Source organism: Halanaeroarchaeum sp. HSR-CO (assembly GCF_024972755.1).
Taxonomy (GTDB): domain Archaea; phylum Halobacteriota; class Halobacteria; order Halobacteriales; family Halobacteriaceae; genus Halanaeroarchaeum.
Genome location: NZ_CP087724.1, coordinates 227408 through 245350 on the forward strand (window position 1 = coordinate 227408; position 17943 = coordinate 245350).

Genomic DNA, 17943 nt, shown 5'->3' on the forward strand with positions numbered 1-17943 from the left:
AGTGGTGGGCCAGTAGTGAAGCGAGATGAATGCGAACACCCCCTACGTGGGGCAACCGGGCGATGACACGACGGAGTCCGTCGACCTGACGACCGCCCAGCGTCGGAGTCTCGAGGCCCGCGTCTCGAGCGTTGCCGCCCGGACCCGGACCTTCCTCCCCGACGAGTACGTCGTCGGGTCCAACGTGGGCACCGGCTCCGGCGGCGTACGGGTTACGGTCTCGGTCCACCCGCCAGTCGGGAACCCCGTCAGCGCGGGTTTCGACCCGGACCTCGATGCAGAGGAACTCATCACCGACGAGGACGTCGACGAGGTGGCCCGTGGCCTCGCGGCGAGTGCTGCCCTCCAGGTGAAACGAGCGATGGGCGACGACGTCTCACAGACGGCGCGATGAGACGATCGTTTTCACGGACTGCGCTATGGGACGGCCGCGCTCACAGCACGCTCGATAGGACCACCGGTTTCTGAGCGAGAACGAGTCCGTAGAGCCGTGGTTACTGGGCGCTCCCTGACTGCGTTCTCCCGCCGGTCGGCGGTGCACCGAAGAGCGCGTAGACGGTCGGAACGACCGCGAGGAGGCCACCTGCCTTGAATCCGGTGGCGAGGGGATAGCCCAGCAGTCCTGCACCCACCGCGCCGACGAAGAAGGCGAACGGGATGGCGAGCAGGAGCAGGTCGTACAGGGAGAGGATCGGTCGTCCGCCAAACGGTGCGATCCGTGGTGCGTCTCGCGCGACCATGAAACTCACCTCAGTTGTCTCTAGAACAATTCGGAATACTTAAAACTATTTTCAAAACCCTGATGTAGGGTGGCGATAGGTTATGTCGTTCTCATCTGGTCGCGGCGTCGATGGCCTGCGAGAGGTCCGCGACGATGTCCTCCGCATCCTCGATACCGACCGAGAGGCGGACCAGGTCGTCGGTGACGCCACCCGCGCGTTTCTCCGCGTCGGTGAGTTGCTGGTGGGTCGTCGAGGCGGGGTGGATGATCAACGTCTTCGCGTCCCCGACGTTGGCGAGCAAACTCGCGAGTTCGACTTCCTCGGTGACCCGTTTGCCCGCCTCGTAGCCGTCCGCCAGGCCGAAGGTGATCATGCCACCGTAGCCACCGTCGAGGTACCGCGACGCGGCCTCGTGGGTCTCGTGGCTCTCGAGGCCGGGGTAGTTCACCCAGGAGACAGCCTCGTGGTCCTCGAGGTACTCCGCGACCGTCTGGGCGTTCTCGACGTGCTGGCGGATTCGAATCGGGAGCGTCTCCAGTTTCTGGAGCGTGACCCAGGCGTCGAACGGCGACTGCTGGTTGCCCAGGTCGCGCAGTGCCCGGGCGCGGGCCGCCGTCGCGAAGGCGACCTCGCCGAACCGCTCTTGGAAGTCGACGCCGTGATAGGCGGGGTTCTCGCCCGATATCTCGGGATAGTCGGCCGCCTCCCAGGGGAAGGTGCCGCCGTCGACGATGACCCCGCCGATGGTCGACCCGCTGCCGGTGATCCACTTCGTCGTGGAGTGCCAGACGATGTCCGCGCCGTGCTCGATTGGATTGGCCAGCACGGGCGTCGCGAAGGTGTTGTCCACGACCAGGGGTGCTTCGTGCTCGTGGGCCACGTCGGCGACGGCCTCGATATCCGGTGTCACGAGCGCCGGATTGCCGATAGTCTCCAGGTGGACGAACGCGGTGTCCTCGTCGATGGCCTCCGCGTAGGCCTGTGGGTCGAGTGTGTCGACGAACCGGGCTTCGATACCCCGTCTGGAAGCAGTGTGCGAGAGGTAGGTGTGGGTCCCGCCGTAGATGGCCGAGGCGGTGACGATGTTGTCACCGGCCTCCGCGAGGAGGAGGGTAATGGTGTCGAAGGCGGCCATTCCGCTGTTCGTGGCGACCGCAGCCGCCCCACCCTCCAGCGTGGCGATACGCTCCTCGAGCATCGCGCTGGTCGGGTTGCCGAGTCGGCTGTAGATGTTGCCGGCCTCTTCGAGCGCGAACAGGCTGGCGGCGTGTTCGGCGTCGTCGAAGACGTATGAACTCGTCTGATAGATGGGCGGTGCGCGTGATTTGGTCGTGGGGTCGACCGTCTGCCCGGCGTGGACGCTCTCGGTGGCGAGGCCGCGCCGTTCGGGGTCGTGGTCGTCGGCCATATCGCGACAGAACGGCCCGGAGTAAATAACTGTGGCGGATTTACTTCACAAAATAAATGTCCAATGGTAATATCCAATAGGGTGGGACGGCGGTCTCTCCAGACGTCGATGGCGGGCACTCACGGGCTCAGATCGACGGGTAGAATTCGTTCGAAGAACCCCCTCGGACTACGGGTGTCCGTCTCTTCCGGAAGTCAGCACGACCGCCGGCCTGAATCGTTATTTCCCCCAGAACGGGTCCCGCTTCCGCCGCGTTTCCAGGTACTGACTCAACGCCTCGCGCTCGTCGGCCGGCAGGTCTTCCCGCAACTCCTGTTCCAGCACCTTCGCGTGCTTCTCCGGGAGGTCCACCCACAGGACGTCGCCCTCGTCGATGTCTCGTCCCACGGTCGGACCGTCGATGGAGGCGGCGAGTTGCTCGCCGGCGCGGGCTTCGTCGACGTCTTCGCCCTGGTCCTGAAGGCCCTTCAGCACGCCCACGCGCGTGAAGTCGTTATCGTCGGTGAAGTAGCCGACCGGGACGTTGCGTTTGAGCGTGCCGGAGGATATCTCGACGCCGACGACGGCGGGGTCGTTCTGCCGGAACACGTGGTCTTTGAGGATCCTGAAGCGGGCCGGGCGGATGACGTTCTCGAAGACCGCCTCGCGCTGGGCCGTCTCGATGGCCTCGACGTGGCCCTCGTACTCCTCGATGAGCTGATAGATGACGTCGTTGCGGAAGACCTCGACGTCCTGCTGGTCGGCGCGGTCGGCCGAATCGCCCAGCATCTCCACGTTGAACCCGAGGATGGCGCGATAGGTGTCGTCCTCGACGGTCGTCGCCACGCTCACGTCCCGCGGGGCGATGTCCCCGACCTCGGCACGCATGACCGGTATCTCGGCCTCCTCCAGGGAGTTGACCAACGCCTCGAGGCTGCCCAGGGTGTCGGCCTTGACGACGATGCCGTCTTCGGCGGTCTCCACGGCGACCTCGGCGAGTTCGGCGGTCACCTCTTCGATGACCGCTTCGAGGTCGCGGTCGCCGACGACGCGGACCGGCGCCCCCGCCATGGCGTCGTCGAGAGTGGGGGCGGCAATTTTCACGCCAGAGGCGGCGGCGATGGACTCGACTTGCTCGAAGCGTTTCTCCGTCCGGATCTCGGCCAGTTCGCGCGGTTTGAGGAGAGCCCGGACGGTGGTGACGATGGGGTCGTTTTTCGCGCCGACGACGATGGTGTCGTCCTCGGCGATGGTGCCGTCGTAGAGGATAACGTCGAGGGTGGTCCCGAAGCCCTGTTCTTCTTTGACCTCGAGGACGGTGCCGGCGCCCGGGCCGGTCACGTCGACTTCCATCTCCTCTTTCATGTACCGCTGGGAGAGGCCCATGAGTACGGTGAGCAGGTCCGGGACGCCCTCGCCCGTCTCGGCGGAGACCGGGATGACGCCGATGTTCTTGCGGAAGTTCTGCACCCGCCAGTAGAGATCTGAGGAGAAGCCGGCATCGGAGAGTTCCCCGATGATGTCGTACAGGCGCTCGTCGAGGTGGCTTCTGACTCGGTCGGACTGACTGTCGTAGCTCGGTTTGATGGGCGAATCGGGCTGGGGATTCCAGCCGGGGACGGTGTCGACCTTGTTCGCCGCGACGACGAAGGGCGTCTGGCTGTCCTGGAGGATCGCGACCGCCTCCTCGGTCTGTGGCTGGAAGCCGTCGTTGACGTCGACCACGAGGATGGCGATGTCGGCCAGAGCCCCGCCGCGGGCGCGCAAGGTGGTGAACGCGTGGTGGCCCGGCGTGTCGATGAACAGGAGCCCGGGGAGATCGAACTCGGTGGGGTCGACGAGACTGCCGGCGACGCTGGAGACGACGTCGAGGGGAACGGCAGTCGCGCCGATGTGCTGGGTGATGGCGCCCGCCTCGCCCTCGATGACGGTCGAGCCGCGGATCTTGTCGAGCAGACTCGTCTTTCCGTGATCGACGTGGCCGAGGACGGCGACGATCGGTGTTCGAAGGTCCGATGGGGTGGGAGATGGAGCGTCAGACATGGGTATGGCGAGGAGAACCGTCGATACTCGAACACGCGGCGTCGGGGAATTTAGTTCCATCGCCCTGGGACGGCGAGTTGTCGTGTGGTGTGCGGTCCATTCACGGATATCTCTCCGTTGATAAAGCTATATCCGCCACACACGCGAATCCATCACTCGAGACACGTCGCCCCAGGGGATCGCCGACGGAAGCTGTCGAGGGCGATTCGTCGGGGAGGCTGCAACCGGAGACGATTCGTAGAGGAATGGTGCCCAACGCCGCTATCTTTCGAAGCACGACGCCTGCCATCGACAGGAGGGTCGAGTCATGACTCGATCGCGAAAAGGCCGCTCTGCCCCCTCGAAGGTTGCCCAGTGGGTCCTGATCGCTGGACTGTTCATGATCGTCGTTTCGGCGCCACTGGCCGTCCTGCTGAGCCGTGCTATCTCCCCCACCGCCCCGACGTGGGTGGGCATGGTTCCCCTCCCCCCGATCGAGCAGCCCTTCGACCTGTTTCCACGCCTGAGCGAAGCGGGGTTCGACGTCACTCGCTGGCTCTGGGGATTGCTCGCTGACTTCCTGGGCGTGGTCTTCGCCGTCGTCTACTACCTCGTCCTGTTCACAGCCGTGCTCGGTACCGGTTTCGCTGTGGCCGGGGCACTCGGAATTTCGGATCGACGCGAGATAGCGAGGACCGTCAGACGCGCTCTCGGCCTTCGTATCATCCAGATTCTGGCCGGGGCCTATACGGTGATCGGTCTCACCATCGTGTATCCGGCGACGGTCCGGCTCGGGCTGGAGGTCTTGCTGACGGTCTCGCTCTGGCTGGTGGTGCTGGTGGCCCTGGTGACCGTCTGGGGATACATCGAGTCGGCGGACCACGTCCTGGCCCGGATCGCCCTCTGGTACCCGCTGACGGTCGCGCTCGTCGTCCTCCCGAGTGTGGTCGTGGGAATCGTCTCGCCGTCGGCCAGGCCCCTCTTCGTGCGGGTGAGCGGCGTTTTGGCGAGGCCACTTCTCGAGAGCGGGCTGGTTGCGGGATTCCACGTCGGGTTCTTCGTCGACCATCTCATCCCGACCACGGTCGCATATGGTGGGTTCTGGGTCGGGGTGGTGCTCGTGATGGGGTGGTTCGTCGGTGTGGTCACCGAGGTATGGGCGTGGCTGCCCGGTCGACTCGTCTCACTGGGGGCATCGATCTGGAGACGGGTGCGTCGGCTCGGCCGAGGCCTGTTGGACCGATGAGTTGACGCTATCGAGTCCGTGCGACCGATCGACGAAACGGGTGGCTCCCGTCGAAGCGTCAGCCGTCCGTGTCACGCGGTGCGAAAGTTTACTAATCTCTCCGGATAATGGTCGGGACATGGCCGACATACTCGCCGAGAACCTCTCTGGAAAGGCCGTGATGGGCTCCGACGGCACGGAGCTCGGCCGGCTGTACAACATCTCGATGGACCTCAAGAGCGGCAAACTCCACGACCTGCTCGTCGAACCGCTCGAGGACTCCGACGTCCAGCTCGATTTTCCGATGGACGACGAGGGGCACTTTCGCATCCCCGTGGGTCGCGTCCAGGCAGTGAAAGATTACATCGTCATCGAACGCTAGATGTACGTCCTCGATACGTCCGCGTTCATCCACGAGTTCGACACCGACGAGTCCGTCGCGACCATCCCGGCGGTCAGAGACGAACTCGACGATGCACAGGCGTACCGATACGACGCCATGGAGGGGGCGGGGATGCACATCCAGATCCCCGACGAGAACACCCTCCAGACGGTCCGACAGGCCGCGAAACGAACCGGTGACGCGACCGTCCTCTCCGAGACCGACGTCCGACTCCTCGCCGCTGCACTCGAACTCGATGCGACCCTCGTGACCGACGACTACGCCATGCAGAACGTGGCGGACGACCTCGACCTGGCCGTCGAGGTCATCGCCCAGGAGGGCATCGCCGAGCGCCGCGACTGGCGGTTCCAGTGCCAGGGCTGTGGCCGGGAGTTCGACGAACACCGCGAGCGCTGTCCCATCTGTGGCAGTCAACTCGCGAGAAAGAACCCCAATTAGTCGAGGCACTCGATACCGTACTCGATCAACTGCCGGGCGACCTCCTCCTCCGTCGTGTCGTACTTCCTCGCGAGAGCCGCGACCCGCCTCCCCAGCCGGTCGTCACAGACGACCGTGAACTGTCGCTGCATGTGCTGTGGTACCGCTTCAGACCCCGTAAAGCTACGTCAGACGTCCGTCACATCACGCCGGTCGTGAGCGCCAGGTACGCCAGTCCGAACTGGATTGCGTTGTACGTGCCGTGGACCAGTGCGGCGACGACTACGTTGTCGGTCCGCTCGTAGACGACCCCCAGGACGAGTGAGATGGCGAACAGCCGGAGTAGCGTGGCGAAGATGGCCGCCGCGCTCCCGGTGGCGTAGGTTGGCAGGTGGATGGCGGTGAATACGAGCGTCCCGACCAGTACCGCCGACCGGCGAGAGAACCCCTCGTAGAGGTACTTCTGGACGATGTTCCGCGAGAGCAACTCCTCGCCGGGGCCGATGGCGAGCCACGAGAGGGGGATGAACCAGAGCAGGATGGCGGGATTTCCACGGGCCGCCTCGATGAGGCTGTGTTCGGTCGAGGGAACCCCGAGGAGGGCGCTCAGATAGCTCACGGCGGCGAGCACGGCGAACATGCCGATCACGCCACCGATCACGTACAGCCAGCCCCGTCGGTCCGGCCATCGAACGTCGATGTAGTCCAGGCCGAGGTCACGCATCCGGAGGAACCCGAACGCGACCAGGCCCAATCCCAGGCTGAACAGGACGGTACTCACGCCCTGCTGGAGCACCAGTCCCTCTATCGGCAGGAGCGTGAGGCCGGCGATTGCCACGACGAATCCCACGAGGAGTCCCGTCACCCCGATGGCGAGTGCGGTGAAAGAACTGACCCCCTTCCGCACGAACGTCTGCCGATCCAGCCCCAGCCAGTCCGCGTACGCGACCCCCACCCCGACGATGCCGAGGACGAACGCGACCGGCAGTCCGGCCCCGACCGAGAGCGAATCGGCGGCCTCGACCGGATACAGCAGCGTCACCGCCGCGGCGATGGCGAGACCGCCGGTACCGACACCGGCCAGGATAGCGAGTCGCCGATCCTCGACCCCGTATCGACGGGCGCCGAACGCGACGATCGCGACGAGTGCGGCCACCAGCCCCGGGACGCTCCCCACACCGTCGGCCGCGAAGACGCCGTTCCACTCGACGAGACTGGCCGCCACGCCGAGACCGGCGAGCACGAACCCGACGGACGGGACGAATCGACCCATGGCCCGACGAACGGGCGCCGCGCTAAAAGCGTCTGGTTTTCCGGAACGTCACTCCACGAGCAGGCGATCTGTCTCCGGGAGCGTCTCGCCACGGAGCAGCTCACGAGCCCGCTCTTTGCCCCACTCCACGGCGGGCTGGGTGAACGTCTCCACCTCGTAGAGTTCGCCGGCGAGGATGCAGGCGGCCTCCATCTCGTAGAGCAACGATCCGAGCGATTCGGCGTCGACCCGGTCGATCGATACCCTGACGTTCGGTTGGCCGGATCTGGCCAGGCTGGCTTCCGTGGCTGCGAACTCGGCGTCGAGGAGGTCTCGAAGCGAGTGGCCGCCGAGGTAATCCAGGCCGGTGAGATCGGCCGGCGGGATGGTCGCGTCGGGGCCCTCGCCGACCTGGAGGAGGGTGACGACCTTGTCGAGCGGACCCGCGCGGTAGAGCTGTAACTGGGAGTGCTGGTCGGTCGCGCCGAGGGCCCGGATCGGCGTCTGGCCCAGACCGTCCTTGCCCAGGCTCTCGGCCCACAGCTGGGCGAACCACTCCGCGAACGGGTCGAGGGCCTCTGCGTAGGGCATCATCGCCACCATCGACGCCCCCCGCCGGTCGAGGGCGTACAGCGTCGCGCCGTAGGCGTACGCGGGCGTCTCGAACAGTGACCCGGTCAGGTCGGCGGCCACCGATCTGGCCCCAGCGAGTACTCCCTCGATGTCGACACCCGCGATCGCCGGGACGGCCAGCCCGACCGTCGAGAGCACCGAGAACCGGCCGGGAACCCCGTCCGGCACCTCGAGTGCCGGCAGATCGTGTTCCGCTGCGAGGTCGCGCAGATTTCCATCGGGCCCCGTCGTGACGAGTGTCCGCTCCCGCCAATCGACGCCCGCATCGACCATCGCCTCCCGGACGACCAGGAAGTTGGCCAGCGTCTCGGCGGTGGTACCCGACTTCGAGACCACGTTGACGACGGTCTCGGACAGCGGGAGGTCGTCGAGCAGGGATTCCACGTGGGCCGGATCCACGTTGTCGAGGAAGTACGCTCGCGTCCCGTCGCCGAGTGCCGCCGTGAGCGTCTTCGCGCCCAGGGCACTCCCGCCGATACCCACGGTGAGCACGGCACTGACGTCCTCGAATGGCGCGACGGCATCGTGGATGGCCTCCGGGTCCGTGGTCTCCGGGAGGTTCAGCGAAGCGTACCCGAACGAATCGGCGTCGCGACCGTGCTGGATGGTCTCGTGGGCGCTGGCGACACGGTCGTCGAGCCGGTCGAGGGCCTCGCGCGGGACGCCGATGGGCGACGTCTCGGCGAGAGCGTTGGCGATATCGACGCGCATAGAGGTACCGCGGGCCGCGCGGGTATAGGGTGTTGCGCTTCGGTTCCGTAACGCGCAAATGCCAGAGCGGTCTATCCAGATTCGATGCCCAGCAAGTCGGGGACGTTCCTGGTGACCGCCGCGGACGCGGACAGCGTCGTCCTTGCCGACGTGACTGACAGCCAGGTTCATACCCTCGGGGAGAATCCGGGACTATCGGTCGACGAGGTCGTGGATGCCACGATCGCCCCGGTCCCGCCGATGGAGGCGGTCTGGACCGTCGAGGACCTCCGGGAGACCCGCAGTATCGCCGTCGAGGTGAGCGACGAACGGCCGACGAAGACCAGTCGCGACCTGGCCGCGACCATGGACGAGGGGGACCTCGAGACCCGCGAACGGGCTGGAACGGGCGCCATCCACGTCATCACGGTGCCGACGGACCTCACCGACGCGGCAGTCGACGACGTTCGCGAGGACGAGTCGACGCTCCGGATGGCCGCCAGGCTCGGGGTCGACCGGGTCGAGATCCGCGCCTCGCCGGGCGTCGTGACGGTGCGATATCTTCCCTAACCGCCGTTATCGACGTCGAGAGCCCGTTCGATCGAGTCGACCAGGTCCTGTGCGCGGGGGATACCGAACACCGCCGCGATGGCCGCCCCGACCCCGTCGAAGATGAGGTCCCTGATGGTATCCTCGACACCGTACTGGACGAGCACCGCCTGCTGACCGGTGGCGAGCGCCAGTTCTCGGGCGAGGAACTCGAGGACTTCCCAGAGAACGCCGGTGGCGAGGGTGAACAGCACGATGAACACGTACATGAAATCCGGGGGGAGGTAGATGTCGTCGACGTGTTCGTCGACGGCTCTGGTGGTGGCGTAGCCGACCACGGCGACGATGCTCGCCGAGAAGGTATGCGTGAGGTGGTCCCACCACCAGACGGCCTCGTACGGACCGGTCATGCCGACGGTGTGTAACAGGATGGCGAGTGTGAGAAGCGACGCGAGCCACGGGCCGATGGTTATCTGGAAGTCGCGTTCGAGGAGGCCCGGGAGCGCCGTGACGGTCAGTCCCAGGAAGCCGTTGATGGCGACGCTGACGTTCGCCGTCCACAGCCCCCAGCCGAGGATGACGGCGATGGTAGCCTGCATGGCACGGACGGCCCACAGACCCAGTCTGGCGGCACGAGGCGTCACGAACGGGGGTACACGCCCGGGGTGGATAATGCCCCGGGTCCGCTACTGATCGGTGATCGCAGCTTTCTGACCGTCGATGGCCGACATATTTTTATTGAACATCGACCTATGGTCGCCAACGATGATGGCCACAACGCACGTGCTGACCGGGGTCGCGATCGCCGCGGCCGCCGCAGCCGTGTCTCCCGAGGTATCGGTCGTTGCAGTGGCAGCGGCGGCCGTCGGGGGTCTGTTCCCCGACCTCGACCTCTACGCTGGCCACCGGAAGACACTCCACTACCCGGTCTATTTCAGCGTCGCTGCTGCGATCGCGGTCGGTATCGCAGCCCTGGGTCCGACGACCCTCACCGTCGCGGGGGCGCTGTTCCTCGTTGCCGCGGCGGTTCACTCGGTGATGGACGCCTTCGGTGGTGGCCTCGAACTTCGCCCGTGGCGCGGGACCTCCGACCGGGCCGTCTACAGCCACTTCCACCGGCAGTGGATCGTCCCTCGACGCTGGATCCGGTACGACGGGTCCCCGGAGGATCTGGGCCTGGCCACCATGATGGCCCTGCCGGCGCTGGCCGTCTTCGAGGGTCCCCTGACGCTCGGGGTGGTCGCGCTTCTCGCCATCTCTGCGACGTACGTCCTGATCCGCAAACCGATGGTCCGGCTCTCCGAATGGCTCGTCGGTCGGTTGCCGGAGGCGGCTCTGACCCACGTCCCCGCCAGGTTCGTCGAAGACCTGCACTGAGTCCGACACGGCGCGACTGGTCTTCCTCGCAGTGTGCCCGAGCCGTAGCGCACGCTGGCCCATCGGCTGTTGGCGGGTAGCCGGCGGTGATGCATGGACATAAGAAACCTTATCCTCCGGCATCCCACACCCGGAACTATGCCCCAGCTCGAGGTCCCGGAGATCGACTTCAGCCGGTACTCGAACCGTCAGTTGGTGGGCCCTCCCGTCGCCGTCATGCTGCTCGCGCTCGTCGTCATCGGGGCGACGTTCGCGATGACGGGGACGCCGGTCGCCCTCGACACCGAGTTCACCGGCGGGACGGAACTTCGGGTCGTCGCGCCAGACGGACAGACGGACGTCACCCAACCGTTCAGCGCGGAGGTCCAGAGCGTCCAACCGGTCCAGACGGAGGAGAACACCTTCATCGTCTCGTTCGATCCGTCAGCGGACCCGGAACAACAACAGCAACTCGCCGAGGACGCCGGCTTCGAGGTGCCGATGTCCTCGAGTACCTCCCCAACGTTCGGTGAGAGCACCCAGCGGATGGCGCTCATTGGGGTGGGCGTGGCCTTCCTCGGGATGAGTCTCGTCGTCTTCGCCCTCTTTCGGACCTTCGTGCCGAGCATCGCCGTGGTCGTCTCGGCGTTCGGCGACATCGTCGTGCCGATAGCGCTCATGAACATCTTCGGGATAAAGCTCTCGCTCGGTACCGTGGCGGCACTCCTGATGTTGATCGGGTATAGCGTCGACTCCGACATCCTCCTCAACAACCACGTCCTCCGGCGCTCGGGTGATTTCTACGAGAGCGTCAGGCGTGCCATGCGCACCGGTGTCACGATGACGGTGACCTCCATCGCCGCGATGATCGTGATGGCCGTCGTCGCCTACCTCTTCGGCATCCAACTGCTGACCTCCATCGGTCTCATCCTCGTGTTCGGCCTCGTGACCGACCTGGTGAACACCTACATGATGAACGTGACGCTCCTTCGCTGGTACAAGTTCGAGGGGGTGACCCGATGAGCGCGATCCGGGAGTACTGGCGGGTGACCGCCCTCGTGGTCCTCCTCCTGTTGAGTTCGGTGGCGCTGTTCGCCCCGGGGCTCGCGGAGCCGGCAGCAGAGGACGGCACGGTGGCACAACAATCCAGCGCGACGAACCTCCAGTACGGGCTCGACCTCTCCGGTGGCGCCCGCGTCCGGGCGACCGTCGACGGCGTCACCGCGACCGGTGTGAACGTCACCCAGGACAACCAGAACGAAATTACGCAGACGGTCGCGGACGAGTTAGACCTTCGGCTGGCCGACGTTCGGGCCCGCCCAGGACAAAACGGCGGGACGGTGGAGGCGTTCGGCGAGGTGAGCGAATCGGAGCTTCAGACCGCCCTCGACAACAGCGGGTACGAGTACGATTCGGTCGACCCCGGTGTGACCGAGGCGACAAGAACGGACATCGTCGAGACGCTCCAGGCAAAGATCGACGCGAGCGGCTTCGCGGCCGCCAACGTCCAGGACGTCCAGGCACAGACCGGCCAGGGAACGCACTACATAGTCGTGGAGGCCGCGAACCGCAACGTCTCGGAGGTCACCGACCTCATGACCAGTCGCGGGGTCGTCACCATCTACGCCAACTTCCCGCGTGACGGCGAACAGGTCAACGAGACCGTCCTCTCCCAGGAGCAACTCCAGGAAGGCCAGATAGGCGTCCCCACGACCGTCAGGGGTGGGCAACCCGCCGTCCCCGTGACGCTCTCCGACGACGTCGCGTCGCAGTATGCGGCGGACATGACCGAGTACGGATTCGCCGACGAGGGCGCCGGGGGAACCTGTGAGTTCGAGAACGGCTCCGCAAACGAGGGGGACTACTGCCTCCTGACGGTCCGTGACGGCGAGGTCGTCTACAGTGCAAGTGTGGTCGAGGAACTCGGTAGATCCTTCGCCAATGGGGAGTTCGTCAAGGACCCGTCCTTCGTCATCACCGCGACGAGCATGGAGGAGGCGCGACAGCTGAACGTCGACCTTCGTGCCGGGTCGCTGCCCGCCCCGCTGTCGGTCGAGGACACGTTCTTCATGGCGCCCAGCATGGGATCGCAGTTCAAGACCTACTCATTGATCACGGGCATCCTGGCGGTCTTCGCGGTCAGCGGGGCCGTGTTCTTCCGGTACCGTGAGCCGCGGATCGCGCTGCCGATGATCGTCACTGCCCTCTCCGAGGTGTACATCCTCCTCGGCTTCGCGGCGACGGTCAATCTGGCGCTGGACCTCTCGCATATCGCCGGGCTGATCGCCGTGGTCGGGACGGGGGTGGACGACCTGGTCATCATCGCCGACGAGGTGATGGCCGAGCAGGTGTCCTCGCGGCGGGTCTTCCAGAGCCGATTCCGCAAGGCGCTCTGGGTCATCGGCGCAGCAGCCGCGACGACCATCATCGCGATGAGCCCGCTCGCCGTGCTCAGCCTCGGCGACCTCCGTGGGTTCGCCATCATCACCATCCTCGGCGTCATCGTGGGTGTGGTGGTCACCCGGCCCGCGTACGGTGACATCCTCCGGCGGTTGCTCACGATGGATCGCTGACCGGCCACCGAACCTTCTTGTACCGGGACCGGGCCACCGGTCGCCATGCGCTGATCGTCACCACCGGGTCGGCCACGCGGGAGTGCGACACACCGCCCGGTGTTCGTGGATTCGCGCTCGGTAGATGACCGAGCCTTCCGATTGCCCCACGTGTCGCCTGTTCGCCACGATAGCCGAACCGTTTTGCCCGTGTAAGCACTCCTCGCCGCATGGAGTACACCCTGCTCGGCGGTGGCGTGACCATCGACGCGGACCTGGTCGCCGCCGACCGGACCGCCATGGTCCGCCAGCTCGACGAGTACGCCGCTGGCGACCGGCAGGCGTTCGACCTCTCGGTCACCTATCCCGACTCGTTTGTCGGGCGAGTCATGCGGGCGATGGCCGAGATTCCGTACGGCGAGACCAGGACCTACGGCGATCTGGCAGAAACGCTGGACACGGCACCAGTCGCCGTGGGGCAGGGTGCCGGCCGGAATCCCGTGCCGCTCATCGTCCCCTGTCACCGCGTCGTCGCGGCGGATTCACTCGGGGGGTACTCGGCACCCGGCGGCGTCTCGCTCAAGGAGCGACTGCTCGCCCACGAGGGCGTGCTCGACTAGAACTGGTCGAGGTCGGCCTGCTCGGCGTCCGAGACGAGACGCTGGCAGGTCGACCACGAGGTTCTCGCACAGTCGGGGAGCTGTCCCGCCGTCGCCAGATAGTCGGTGAGAAAGGAGATCGTCGTCTCGTCGCTCGGGTACCCGCTGCCCAGGTCGGCCTCGTACCCCGCCGCCAGCGATTCGACGTGGGCGTCGCGTTCGACCTTCGCGATGATGCTCGCGGCGGCGACGAGGTCGTCGCTGTCGTCGGCACCGTGTTCTGCAGTGATGTCGAGGTCCGCCCCGACCCGCTCGCGGACCCGGTGGGCGAACCGCACTTCGTCGGTATCGCCAGCGTCGAGGAGGCCGTGGACGCCGTCCCTGGCGACCTGGGAGAGCGCCTCGGCCTGGGCGCGAACGGTCAACGTGTTCATGTCGGTCTGTGGGTCGTCGATGACGGAGGTGGTGATCTCCGCGACGCCGACGTGGACGTCCGGGTCCTCGCGGAGCGTCGCGGCCAGGGCCTCGCGGCGAGCGGGACTGAGCCGTTTCGAGTCGGCGACCCCGTCGGGGATGGTGTCGGGGTCGGCGAGCACCGCGGCTGCGAACATCGATCCCAGAACGGGCCCCTTCCCGGCTTCGTCGACCCCAAATCGCATGCTTCGGCACTCGACCGCCGGCAGGTTAGTCGTTTCGTCCCGACGCCCGGTAGAGCCGAGTCGCCCCGCCCGCGGCACGCTCAGTCCCTGAAGAAGTCGTCGTCCTCGAACGGTTCCGACTCGCCCTCGACGGCCAGTACGTCGAGGTGGGTGACCATCGCGTCGACGTCGAGGAGGCCGGCCAGGCTCGGCTCCGTCCGACCGTTGTCGCTGCTGATCAACTCCTTGATGTAGAGACCGCCCTCGCCGTGGATCTCGACGGTCGCGTGGGTGTCGTCCGACATCGTACCAGCGGCCTCGTAGACCTGGCGCTTCCGGACCTTGCTCGCCCGCCGATGGTCCACACGCTCGGGCGTCGACTGTTCGATCGTCTCCCCCTCGAGTGTCGCCATCGCCTCGTCGAGGGCGTCGGGATCCACTGACGCCCCGAACTCGACCTCGGCACGGTAGGTCTTCGACGCGTCGAGTTCCTTCACGCGTTCGACCATCTCGTAGGTCGCGAGATGGATGTCCTCGACTTCGACGGCTCCCTCGGCGAAGTCGTTGATGGCTTCTTCGAGGACGGTCACGTCGGGGGACCGCTTGCGGGGCGTCTCGACTTCGATGACGAAGGGACGGCCCGTTCCGAGCATCCGGGCGTCGATGTCCTCTCTGCCGGCGCCGTGGAACGTCGCGGAATCGCCGTCCATCGCCTCGACGACGGGAGGGGTGGTCAACTGCTCGACGCTTTCGGGGTACTGGTAGCCCGTCCCCTCGCAGTACAGACAGGGCTCACCGGCCCGCTCTCCACTGCCGCCACACTCTCGGCAGGGCCACTCGGTCTGGGGGATGCCGCGTTCGAGCTTTCGATAGCGGCCGTAGACGAACGCCGAGTTGACGTGCACCTCGACCGCGTCGCCCTCGACGTCGATGGTGGCCTGGACGTCAGGCCGGTTGAAATCCACCTCGGCGCCCGTCTCCTGCCCGACGCGCTTTCCCACCTCGCGGTTGAACTCGGATTTGAACGGTTCGCCGGCGTCGTCCGACAGTCCTGCCAGATCCCGGAGCATCGCCTCGTTCTCCTCGACGAGCGGTGGCGGACGCGTGCCGACCTGGTAGGTCTCGAACTCGACGTCGCCGATGGCGTCGACCACGCGGTCGGCCCAGTCGTCGAACGTCTCGCACAATCCCTCACAGACCCAGCATTGCTCGTCGGGAGTCTCGTAGGGCTCGTCGACGGCCATCGCGACCGCGACGCGGAGTGCCCGGCCCCGTTCGGCATTCGTCAGGCCGAAACTCCGGTCCGCGAAGGGCCGTCCCAGGCAGGCGTCGCAGACCGGTCCCTCGGCGAGGACCGCACGCGCGTCGTCCAGCAGGCTCATGGCGCCCTCTATCCGGCCGACGGCCACGTATCCTTCGATTGCGCCCGGTTGGCACAGTACCACTATGTGGGATGAGCGACACGTATGCGATATGGCCCTCCACGCAGTCGACGATCTCACGGACGCATTCGAAGCCACCCGGTCGTTCCTCTGGCCGTTCGAGTTCGGTCGCTGGGCCCGTCTCGCCCTCCTCTCGCTGTTCGTCGCGGGAACCGGCGGTGGCGGCGGTGGTGGCGGTGCGCCGGGCAACACCGTCCAGTACACCCCCGACGGCGGGACCGTCCCCGTCGACCGGTGGATGGGTGGCACGGGAGCCGACCTGGCACGGTTTTTCGAGACCAATCTCCTGGCCATCGTCGCCGTCGTCCTCGTGTTCGTCCTCCTGGGCGCACTCCTGGCGTGGATCGCCTCGATATTCGAGTTCACGTTCCTCGAGTCGATACGCAACGACGAGGTCCGCATTCGCGAGTACTCCTCGCGGTACACCGGTGCCGGCACCCGACTCTTCGCGTTCCGGCTGATCTTCGGATTCCTCGGCGTCCTCGTGGTCGGGTCGGTGGCGCTGTTGGCCGTCGGTCCCGCCCTGCTCGGTTTCGACCCGAGCTATCTCGTCCTCTTCGCCCTGCTGATACCGGTCTTCATCCTCGGTTCGGTCCTCGGGAGCATCGTCTACGTGTTCACTACCGCGTTCGTGGCACCGATCATGCTCCTCGAAGACCGCGGCGTCGTCTCCGGCTGGCGGCGCCTCTGGGGCGTCATGCGCGGCAACTGGCTGCAGTTCGGCGTCTTCGTCCTCGTCGGCCTGTTCGTGATGATCGCCGTCGGCATCGTGGTCGGCATCGCGATGGCCGTCCTCGCCATCGTCGTCGCCATCCCCTTCGCGCTCCTCTTCTTCGGCGCGGTGGCCGTCGGCATCCCCGCATTGAACGTGGTGGTGTTCGCGGTCCTCGGCATCCCCTTCGCTCTCCTCATGCTCGCGGTGGTCGCCTTCGTCCAGGTCCCCGTCCAGACCTACCTCCGCTACTGGGCCCTGCTGGTCCTCGGTGACGTCGACCCCGACCTCGACCTCGTCCCCGACCAGCGCGCGGCCATCCGCGAGTGAATCGGTCGACCTTTTCCGCTGGCCCGCCTCGCTCCCGTATGCGTCAGTTCATCGTCCTCGGGCACGACGCCCCGACGGACCCCGATTTCGCCCTCGACGACCTCGCCGGGGGTGCCGGTCGACTCGACGTCCTCTGCAGAGTCGTCTCCTCGGCCGTCTTCCTATCCCACGATATCCGCGAGGACGTCCGGGTGTATCTCGTCCTCGACGACAGCCTCACCGTCCGCATCGAGGGCAGCGAACTCCGCTACATGAACCCCGACGAGCGCAATGTCGCTTCCCTCCTGCGGTCCGCGCTGGAGGTGAAAGGCGATGCCATCGGCCACCAGGAGGCCGAGAGCACGCCCGGTATCCACATCTCGAAGCGCGGGTTCGAGCCGGTGCTGGAAACGGTGGCCCGCGACGCGACCATCCTCCAGTTGCACGAGGACGGCGACGCCATCGCGACGGTCGAACCGCCCGCAGACCCCGCGTTCGTCCTCTCGGATCATCGCGATTTCACCGAGGAGGAGACCGCGCTGCTCGAGGAGTACGCCGAGCATCGCGTGCGTCTCGGCCCGGAGATCCTGCACGCGGACCACGCCGTGACGGTGGTCCACAACTGGCTCGACACCGACGGCTTCGCCCGGTATTAGCCGCGCTTTCGGAAGCGTTAAAGGCACTCACGGACCTATTTCCCCGTGCGGGCCGGTGGGGTAGCTTGGTATCCTTCGGCCTTCGGGTGGCCGTAACCGCGATTCAAATTCGCGCCGGCCCACTACCTATATACCCCTTTTCCAGCCTTCACTGACAGGTTTAGCGGGTTTTCGGGGGTGTCGTCAATGAGGGGTGGTGCCCCTCGTCTCGACGACTCTTACACGGCCGAGGATGATCCAGGCCGAGAACTTCCGATCTGCAACTATTGCGGTGAGTACATCGAGCAGGTCGGCCAGAATTGTCCGGCGCTCGACAAGGGGGCGTGCCGGCCATGATCCGGGCGTCACCCCCAGGGGTGTATACAATCGGCCCACCCCT

Annotated in this window: 20 protein-coding genes and 1 tRNA gene; 12 read left to right on the forward strand and 9 right to left on the reverse strand. The window is 66.2% G+C overall.

Annotated elements, in window-relative coordinates; translation table 11 throughout:
- Positions 1 to 25 precede the first annotated feature (25 nt).
- A complete protein-coding gene (locus HSRCO_RS01195) occupies positions 26 to 394 on the forward strand; it encodes a DUF5811 family protein (protein WP_259518557.1) in 369 nt (122 codons plus the stop codon).
- 100 nt (positions 395 to 494) lie between these two features.
- Here the strand turns inward: HSRCO_RS01195 and HSRCO_RS01200 are convergent, their stop codons facing one another.
- The 3 genes from HSRCO_RS01200 to infB form a co-directional block, all read right to left on the reverse strand.
- Positions 495 to 749, reverse strand: a complete 255-nt coding sequence (locus tag HSRCO_RS01200) for a hypothetical protein (protein WP_259518558.1) — start codon at positions 747 to 749, stop codon at positions 495 to 497.
- Positions 750 to 831: 82 nt separating this feature from the next.
- Positions 832 to 2130 carry an O-acetylhomoserine aminocarboxypropyltransferase/cysteine synthase family protein gene (locus HSRCO_RS01205; protein ID WP_259518559.1) on the reverse strand — a complete coding sequence of 433 codons (1299 nt, stop codon included), beginning with the start codon at positions 2128 to 2130 and terminating at the stop codon, positions 832 to 834.
- Positions 2131 to 2349: 219 nt separating this feature from the next.
- Positions 2350 to 4152 (reverse strand): translation initiation factor IF-2, encoded by a 1803-nt coding sequence (infB, locus tag HSRCO_RS01210; RefSeq protein ID WP_259518560.1) that lies wholly within the window; start codon positions 4150 to 4152, stop codon positions 2350 to 2352.
- A gap of 307 nt (positions 4153 to 4459) precedes the next feature.
- Between infB and HSRCO_RS01215 the strand changes: the two genes are divergently transcribed.
- The 3 genes from HSRCO_RS01215 (at position 4460) to HSRCO_RS01225 (ending at position 6197) form a co-directional block, all read left to right on the forward strand.
- Positions 4460 to 5377, forward strand: coding sequence for a hypothetical protein (locus HSRCO_RS01215; protein WP_259518561.1), 918 nt, complete (start codon positions 4460 to 4462; stop codon positions 5375 to 5377).
- Positions 5378 to 5495: 118 nt separating this feature from the next.
- Positions 5496 to 5738 carry a PRC-barrel domain-containing protein gene (locus HSRCO_RS01220; RefSeq protein ID WP_259518562.1) on the forward strand — a complete coding sequence of 81 codons (243 nt, stop codon included), beginning with the start codon at positions 5496 to 5498 and terminating at the stop codon, positions 5736 to 5738.
- The gene (locus HSRCO_RS01225) at positions 5739 to 6197 is read left to right on the forward strand and encodes an NOB1 family endonuclease (protein ID WP_259518563.1); all 459 of its coding nucleotides are present in this window, start codon (positions 5739 to 5741) and stop codon (positions 6195 to 6197) included.
- Here HSRCO_RS01225 and HSRCO_RS01230 read toward each other — a convergent pair.
- Genes HSRCO_RS01230 through HSRCO_RS01240 form a run of 3 tightly spaced genes read right to left on the reverse strand, consistent with a single transcriptional unit; the run spans position 6194 to position 8772 of the window.
- Positions 6194 to 6328, reverse strand: a complete 135-nt coding sequence (locus HSRCO_RS01230) for a CopG family transcriptional regulator (RefSeq protein ID WP_259518564.1) — start codon at positions 6326 to 6328, stop codon at positions 6194 to 6196. The genes HSRCO_RS01225 and HSRCO_RS01230 overlap by 4 nt on opposite strands.
- 47 nt (positions 6329 to 6375) lie before the next feature.
- Positions 6376 to 7449 carry a CPBP family intramembrane glutamic endopeptidase gene (locus HSRCO_RS01235; protein ID WP_259518565.1) on the reverse strand — a complete coding sequence of 358 codons (1074 nt, stop codon included), beginning with the start codon at positions 7447 to 7449 and terminating at the stop codon, positions 6376 to 6378.
- 48 nt (positions 7450 to 7497) lie between these two features.
- Positions 7498 to 8772: a glucose-6-phosphate isomerase gene (locus HSRCO_RS01240; RefSeq protein WP_259518566.1), complete on the reverse strand. Its 1275-nt coding sequence runs from the start codon at positions 8770 to 8772 to the stop codon at positions 7498 to 7500.
- Positions 8773 to 8856: 84 nt separating this feature from the next.
- Here HSRCO_RS01240 and HSRCO_RS01245 point away from each other — a divergent pair, with 84 nt between their 5' ends.
- Positions 8857 to 9321, forward strand: a complete 465-nt coding sequence (locus HSRCO_RS01245) for a DUF5812 family protein (protein WP_259518567.1) — start codon at positions 8857 to 8859, stop codon at positions 9319 to 9321.
- Here the strand turns inward: HSRCO_RS01245 and HSRCO_RS01250 are convergent.
- Positions 9318 to 9899: a hypothetical protein gene (locus HSRCO_RS01250; RefSeq protein ID WP_396266436.1), complete on the reverse strand. Its 582-nt coding sequence runs from the start codon at positions 9897 to 9899 to the stop codon at positions 9318 to 9320. The genes HSRCO_RS01245 and HSRCO_RS01250 overlap by 4 nt on opposite strands.
- Positions 9900 to 10065: 166 nt before the next feature.
- Here HSRCO_RS01250 and HSRCO_RS01255 point away from each other — a divergent pair, with 166 nt between their 5' ends.
- The 4 genes from HSRCO_RS01255 (at position 10066) to HSRCO_RS01270 (ending at position 13828) form a co-directional block, all read left to right on the forward strand.
- Positions 10066 to 10677, forward strand: coding sequence for a metal-dependent hydrolase (locus HSRCO_RS01255; RefSeq protein ID WP_259518569.1), 612 nt, complete (start codon positions 10066 to 10068; stop codon positions 10675 to 10677).
- A gap of 138 nt (positions 10678 to 10815) precedes the next feature.
- Positions 10816 to 11679, forward strand: coding sequence for a protein translocase subunit SecF (gene secF / locus HSRCO_RS01260; RefSeq protein ID WP_259518570.1), 864 nt, complete (start codon positions 10816 to 10818; stop codon positions 11677 to 11679).
- On the forward strand, positions 11676 to 13229 hold the full coding sequence (locus HSRCO_RS01265; RefSeq protein WP_259518571.1) for a preprotein translocase subunit SecD: 1554 nt from the start codon (positions 11676 to 11678) through the stop codon (positions 13227 to 13229). The genes secF and HSRCO_RS01265 overlap by 4 nt, the downstream gene beginning before the upstream one ends.
- 209 nt (positions 13230 to 13438) lie before the next feature.
- The gene (locus tag HSRCO_RS01270) at positions 13439 to 13828 is read left to right on the forward strand and encodes a methylated-DNA--[protein]-cysteine S-methyltransferase (protein ID WP_259518572.1); all 390 of its coding nucleotides are present in this window, start codon (positions 13439 to 13441) and stop codon (positions 13826 to 13828) included.
- Here HSRCO_RS01270 and rnhB read toward each other — a convergent pair.
- A complete protein-coding gene (gene rnhB, locus HSRCO_RS01275; RefSeq protein WP_259518573.1) occupies positions 13825 to 14466 on the reverse strand; it encodes a ribonuclease HII in 642 nt (213 codons plus the stop codon). The two genes, HSRCO_RS01270 and rnhB, sit on opposite strands and share 4 nt — an antisense overlap.
- An 80-nt stretch (positions 14467 to 14546) precedes the next feature.
- Positions 14547 to 15827, reverse strand: coding sequence for a tRNA pseudouridine(54/55) synthase Pus10 (locus HSRCO_RS01280; RefSeq protein WP_259518574.1), 1281 nt, complete (start codon positions 15825 to 15827; stop codon positions 14547 to 14549).
- Positions 15828 to 15918: 91 nt separating this feature from the next.
- Between HSRCO_RS01280 and HSRCO_RS01285 the strand changes: the two genes are divergently transcribed.
- The 3 genes from HSRCO_RS01285 to HSRCO_RS01295 all read left to right on the forward strand — a co-directional run bounded on the left by HSRCO_RS01285 (position 15919) and on the right by HSRCO_RS01295 (position 17686).
- Positions 15919 to 16929 (forward strand): hypothetical protein, encoded by a 1011-nt coding sequence (locus tag HSRCO_RS01285; RefSeq protein WP_259518575.1) that lies wholly within the window; start codon positions 15919 to 15921, stop codon positions 16927 to 16929.
- Positions 16930 to 16967: 38 nt separating this feature from the next.
- Entirely contained in the window at positions 16968 to 17564 is a 597-nt protein-coding gene (gene trmY, locus HSRCO_RS01290; protein ID WP_259518576.1) for a tRNA (pseudouridine(54)-N(1))-methyltransferase TrmY, read from the forward strand.
- Between the two features lie 49 nt (positions 17565 to 17613).
- Positions 17614 to 17686, forward strand: a tRNA-Pro gene (locus HSRCO_RS01295).
- Positions 17687 to 17943: the final 257 nt, after the last annotated feature.

Bases quoted from the DNA above. Each gene is read 5' to 3' on its own strand.
- HSRCO_RS01285 (WP_259518575.1), top strand. From the start codon at position 15,919: ATGGCCCTCCACGCAGTCGACGATCTCACGGACGCATTCGAAGCCACC.
- HSRCO_RS01215 (WP_259518561.1), top strand. From the start codon at position 4,460: ATGACTCGATCGCGAAAAGGCCGCTCTGCCCCCTCGAAGGTTGCCCAG.
- HSRCO_RS01280 (WP_259518574.1), bottom strand. From the start codon at position 15,827: ATGAGCCTGCTGGACGACGCGCGTGCGGTCCTCGCCGAGGGACCGGTC.
- HSRCO_RS01270 (WP_259518572.1), top strand. From the start codon at position 13,439: ATGGAGTACACCCTGCTCGGCGGTGGCGTGACCATCGACGCGGACCTG.
- secF (WP_259518570.1), top strand. From the start codon at position 10,816: ATGCCCCAGCTCGAGGTCCCGGAGATCGACTTCAGCCGGTACTCGAAC.
- HSRCO_RS01230 (WP_259518564.1), bottom strand. From the start codon at position 6,328: ATGCAGCGACAGTTCACGGTCGTCTGTGACGACCGGCTGGGGAGGCGG.
- HSRCO_RS01245 (WP_259518567.1), top strand. From the start codon at position 8,857: ATGCCCAGCAAGTCGGGGACGTTCCTGGTGACCGCCGCGGACGCGGAC.
- HSRCO_RS01240 (WP_259518566.1), bottom strand. From the start codon at position 8,772: ATGCGCGTCGATATCGCCAACGCTCTCGCCGAGACGTCGCCCATCGGC.
- HSRCO_RS01250 (WP_396266436.1), bottom strand. From the start codon at position 9,899: ATGCAGGCTACCATCGCCGTCATCCTCGGCTGGGGGCTGTGGACGGCG.
- HSRCO_RS01205 (WP_259518559.1), bottom strand. From the start codon at position 2,130: ATGGCCGACGACCACGACCCCGAACGGCGCGGCCTCGCCACCGAGAGC.
- HSRCO_RS01265 (WP_259518571.1), top strand. From the start codon at position 11,676: ATGAGCGCGATCCGGGAGTACTGGCGGGTGACCGCCCTCGTGGTCCTC.
- rnhB (WP_259518573.1), bottom strand. From the start codon at position 14,466: ATGCGATTTGGGGTCGACGAAGCCGGGAAGGGGCCCGTTCTGGGATCG.
- HSRCO_RS01220 (WP_259518562.1), top strand. From the start codon at position 5,496: ATGGCCGACATACTCGCCGAGAACCTCTCTGGAAAGGCCGTGATGGGC.
- infB (WP_259518560.1), bottom strand. From the start codon at position 4,152: ATGTCTGACGCTCCATCTCCCACCCCATCGGACCTTCGAACACCGATC.
- HSRCO_RS01195 (WP_259518557.1), top strand. From the start codon at position 26: ATGAATGCGAACACCCCCTACGTGGGGCAACCGGGCGATGACACGACG.
- HSRCO_RS01225 (WP_259518563.1), top strand. From the start codon at position 5,739: ATGTACGTCCTCGATACGTCCGCGTTCATCCACGAGTTCGACACCGAC.
- HSRCO_RS01235 (WP_259518565.1), bottom strand. From the start codon at position 7,449: ATGGGTCGATTCGTCCCGTCCGTCGGGTTCGTGCTCGCCGGTCTCGGC.
- HSRCO_RS01255 (WP_259518569.1), top strand. From the start codon at position 10,066: ATGATGGCCACAACGCACGTGCTGACCGGGGTCGCGATCGCCGCGGCC.
- trmY (WP_259518576.1), top strand. From the start codon at position 16,968: ATGCGTCAGTTCATCGTCCTCGGGCACGACGCCCCGACGGACCCCGAT.